We start from the raw sequence: 4,845 nt of genomic DNA on the forward strand, positions 1-4,845 counted from the left end.
TTTTGATGAGGAAAAAAAATTATTTAGTCGCAGGATTGTTTGGGAATATTTTTCCCATGATTATAAGATCAGCATACTCCCCGTCGACGTAAAATGCCTGTTTTTTGATTCCCTCCTGCTGATATCTCAATTTCTCATATAATCTGACGGCCCTCCGATTCCTGCCGGACACCAGACACTCCATCCGGACATATCCACGATCTTGAACTTCCTTTTCCAGAAATATGATGCTTTTTTCCCCGATTCCTTTCCCCCAGTATGCGGGTTCCACGTAGAGAAAAAATGTTGCGCAATGAGAAAGTCTGGTTCCCGCGGGTTGCGCATAAAACCCCACCCCTCCGATAATCCGGTCATCCAGATGAATTCCCCAGAGCGATACAATGCCGCTCTGTATATAATTCCACAGGGCCAGGGTTGTTTCCATTGAAACCGGTGGAATCGTTTCAAAGTTTTCGGCGATCTCGGGTATGTTGGACAACTCGTTTATCCGGACAAGTTCGGATTCTTCGATTGGAGCGAAACGGACGGGTGGCGATAACGGGGTGGTATCCATAGAGAGAGGTGATACATGAGCTGCATACAAGAATGTTTGGATCGATGAAGTTCCCGTGCGTGGTTCCATTTCTCACCCGGAGGTGACAGATCTCTCCTGAATCGGCCGGTCAGGAGGATCCTATCTGCATCACCAGTTTCTCGCCTGCAAGGCAAGCTGCATCGATAGTTTGACAGGGAGTGCGGCATTTGCCATCTGGTTGAGATCTCCTGCAAAAAACAAATCTTTCAGGGGATAGTAGAATGAAAACGAACCTGTTGAACCTGAATGACCCAATAACTCGCCTTTTCCCAGAAAGAACGTAGATAGTCCTGTTAAGGGGATTCTCATATAGCCGCTGCCATAGTGGAGAGGCCACAGGGAGGCCTGCAGCTTATTCGATGCGGATAATCTGTTAATTATTGCCGTATCAAACATCCGGCCCCCAAAGAAGGCTTTAATGAATATCATCAGTTCACGGGCAGTGGTGATGCATCCTCCGCTCGCCCGGCTGCTTAGAATAAATTTCGGGCGATGCAGTGCCTCATCGTGATAATACACGTTGGGAATTACATCGTTCTCGCTTCTCGGGAGATAGGTCTTCTCAAATCTCAATGGCTTACCTATGTAGTGCGCAAAAACATCTGATAATCCTAAACCGGTCACTTTTTCGATTATTTCACCAAGCATGTCAAAATTGATATCGGCATAGTAGGCTTTTCCCTTTGTCCGGGGTGCAAAATGAGGGTGTAATGCCTTTGTCTTGGTTATAATCTCGTCGAAGGTAAAGCAGAAATCCTCACGAATCAGCCGATTTTTCAAGCTTTCGTTTCCTTCTTCATATGCATCCGGCAACCCGCTTGTCTGGCACAACAGGTCGGCTATGGTCAGGTCAAAGGAATAGTCCTTGCCGGAATAGACATGAAGGCCGGATAATACGGCTGTATCGAAATAGTTCGTGATCTTGTCGTTAAGGGAGAGTCTCCCCTGCTCGTGTAACGCAAAAATGCAGGTTGTCGTAAACAGCTTGGTGACGCTCGCCATAAGGAGAGGGGAATCCAATTCTTTCCCCCCGTATCCCTTGCAATAGGAGAAGTCGCCATCTGTGTTTTCAACAAATACGACTCCTTCATGAATGTGCTGTGAATGTGTGAATTCATCGAAGATTTTTTCGATTTTTCGGGTTCTGCTCAGGTCCATGGGGATGTATCGTAAAAAAATGCTCATCACACACTATTTATGGCTATGTCTTCCTTGGAGCTGCATTCCGGTATTAATCGGGGAAGGCCTTTTCGTTCCAAAAATACCGCAATATCATTTTCTCTCCATGCATAGCGTTACTCACCGTATTCACGGACTCTTGCGATCAAAGGACCGACTTGCCGGCGTGCATCAACAGGCATTGAAATAGGATTATCAGGAGGAGAGATGCTATTGCTTACTACGGCATGACGCAGAATCTGACGCGATCCTCCATCTTCATAAAAGCCCGTGCAATATCCGAACTGATCCGGATGGATCTCGTCTTCGGGGCCGGGATCTTCGTCATCGCCGGGAAAATTCTCGCCCTTGGCGATCTCCCGCCCCTGCACCAGATACTGCTCGGGTTCCTGACCGGGTTCTTCGTCTCCGGTTCTGCCAATATCGCCAACGACTATTTCGACCTCAAGGTCGACCGGATCAACAGGCCGGGCCGGCCCCTTCCCTCGAACTGCGTTTCCGTTGCCGGAATCCGGCCCTGGTTGTTCTCTTTTCCGCCGCCGGCCTTGCAGCCGCAGCGCTCCTCGGGCCGGCGGTGCTGGCGGCGGCCGGGGTTGTGTGGATCGTCGCGCATAGCTACAACGTGACATTCAAGGAATGGGGCCTGTTCGGGAACCTCTGTGTTGCCTTCTGCGTCGGCATGACAATTCTTATCGGCGGGCTTGCCGCCGGGGTGATCAACGGCGTTGTCCTGACGTTTTCAGCGCTTGCAGCCCTGTTCGACCTCGGCGAGGAGATTGCCTCGGATGCCCCGGATGTCGAAGGCGATGCGCTGCGCTCTGCAACGAGCCTCACGATGCGGAAAGGGAGCCTGTATGCCCTGCGCCTTGCAGGTGGCATCTTCGGGATATGTATCGCGCTGAGCTTGCTCCCGTTCGTGACGGGCTGGCCCGGCCAGGTGTATCTGCTGCTGATCGGGATGACGGATCTCTGCATGGCGTATTTTACCATCCCGCTTGTCGAGAGCACTTCAAGAATTGAAGGACATGAACTCGTCCGCCGGCTGTACCTTGCCTGGGGAGCGTTCATGATGGTAGTTATCGCTGGTATGACGAGGGGGTCGTCATCATTTCGTGCTATCGCGGATATGCCCGGCGGGAAGGTGAGGACGACATTCACTGATATGCCGTGTTGTTTGCAATAATGCAAGGCATATCTTGATATAGACCGCTGAAAATGGCTTCTCATCTGCACCGGGGGCGGCTGCACCGACATTACTATCTACCTCAGCAGCTCGTGCCGTTTTCGGAAACAAGAGCACTTTCCCTGACGGCAGCGTTGCGCGTCGCATCGGGATGGATGCGTCAGCGGTGAAGCCAACCTGAAAAGGGCAGCAGAAGGGTGTATTATGAAATCGAACGTCTTTACGATACTGCTTGCAGTCATGGTTGCCTGCCTGTTCATTGCCGGGCCGGCCGTGGGTGCCGACGGAGACGCTACGCTCTCCCGGGACGAGGCCTATCGCCTTGTCCTCTCTGACGTGCTGAAAGGGAATACCGATGGGAAATGGATTTTTGCCGCCGTCGAGCCGGTCGGGTGCGGAAGCGCCATCGATACCTGGTACGGATCGATAGAACTCCCCTCCGAAGATGGCTGGCTCTTCTTCATCGATGACCGGCCCATGGAAAGCTGGGCGCATCCGTGCCGGTATGTCCACGTGGATATGGCCGGGGTGGTAATAGTCCGGGATGCCTATGGCCCTCCTGAAGATCTCATAACATGGGATAAGGTTGGGGGTTCTCTTCCGTCGATAGAGACGGTTGCCACCACATCGCGGGCAATTGAAGCACCGGTTGTCATGGAGGCTATTCCGGCATGCGAGCATTCGGACCACTGTTATGCGGTGCTCATCAGCGGCGGAGCGAACGAATGGAACAACTGGCCGCGTTACTGGGGCGACATTTCGTTCATGTACAAGACGCTCGTGAACGATTACGGCTACCAGGAGGGGAATATCTACGTGCTGATGTCGGACGGCACGGATCCCGGCTTGGACATGCACACGCAGACGGATCCTGATCCGGAAGTCTACGAAGATTCCCCGCTTGATCTCGACGGCGATGGCGACGATGATGTGGAAGATTCCGCAACGAGTGCCAATATCGCGACGGTATTTGATATGCTCGGAGGTGCGCTGGCTGCCGGGGACCATCTGTTCATCTTCACCACGGATCACGGCGGTCCGATCAACGATGCGTCCGGGGTCCAGATTCCGGGAAGAGTCCTTCTGAATCTCTGGTATGACTCCATCGATGACGACGAGTTCGCTCTCGAAGTGGACAAGATTTCACCGGATGTCCCGATAACGATAGCGATGGAACAGTGCTATAGCGGCGGCTTTATCGACGACATCATCCATTCCGGGCTTGCGGCCCCGCAGCAGCGGACCATCACCACAGCGGCCAACGACCATGAATCCTCGTACGGCGATACCTTCAGTACGCTCTGGATATCCGCAGTAGCAGGCCATGACAAGAGCGGAACCGTAGTTGATGCCGACGCGAACGTCGACGGGGTCGTTTCGATGAAGGAGGCGTTCGACTATGCAGAAGCACATGACGGGCAACCGGAACACCCCCAGTATGGTGAGTACCCTGCGGCTATCGGCGACAGCCTTGCGCTCAGCTCCTGCTATGCGCCGATCCTGCCCGTCGCCAATGCAGGAAACGACACCTCTGTGGAACAGACAGCCCTTGCCGGCACTCCGGTTACACCGGACGGCTCCGGGTCCTATGATCCCTGCGGGATGGCTATTGCGGCGTATTCCTGGACATGGACAGGGGGATCGGCCACGGGGGTCTCGCCCACGGTAACACTCCCGCTCGGAACAACGATCATCAGCCTGACGGTCACGGCGGACGGGCGCACCAGCGAACCGGACACGGTCGCCATTACCGTGCAGGACACTACGCCGCCGGTGCTGGCGGTGCCCGACGACGTAACCGTTGAGCAGGCGACCGGGGATGGAACCGTAGTGCCGCTGACCGCGAACGCCACCGACATCTGCGATGCGGCACCGGTGATTACCAGTGATGCGCCCGCCATCTTCCCGC

At 54.0% G+C, this 4,845-nt stretch carries 2 protein-coding genes and 2 pseudogenes; 2 read left to right on the forward strand and 2 right to left on the reverse strand.

The features are described from left to right. Positions 1–19 precede the first annotated feature (19 nt). Positions 20–553 (reverse strand): hypothetical protein, encoded by a 534-nt coding sequence (locus tag APR53_01635; GenBank protein ID KQC03131.1) that lies wholly within the window; start codon positions 551–553, stop codon positions 20–22. A 129-nt stretch (positions 554–682) separates the two neighbouring features. Beyond that, complete coding sequence (locus APR53_01640; GenBank protein ID KQC03132.1) at positions 683–1,732, reverse strand: hypothetical protein; 1,050 nt, start codon at positions 1,730–1,732, stop codon at positions 683–685. 248 nt (positions 1,733–1,980) lie between these two features. Between APR53_01640 and APR53_01645 the strand changes: the two are divergent. Then, positions 1,981–2,849 (forward strand): annotated as a pseudogene (locus APR53_01645) (hypothetical protein). 291 nt (positions 2,850–3,140) lie between these two features. Next, a pseudogene (locus APR53_01650) lies at positions 3,141–4,845 on the forward strand.

It is taken from the genome of Methanoculleus sp. SDB (assembly GCA_001412355.1).
Classification (GTDB): Archaea; Halobacteriota; Methanomicrobia; order Methanomicrobiales; family Methanomicrobiaceae; genus LKUD01.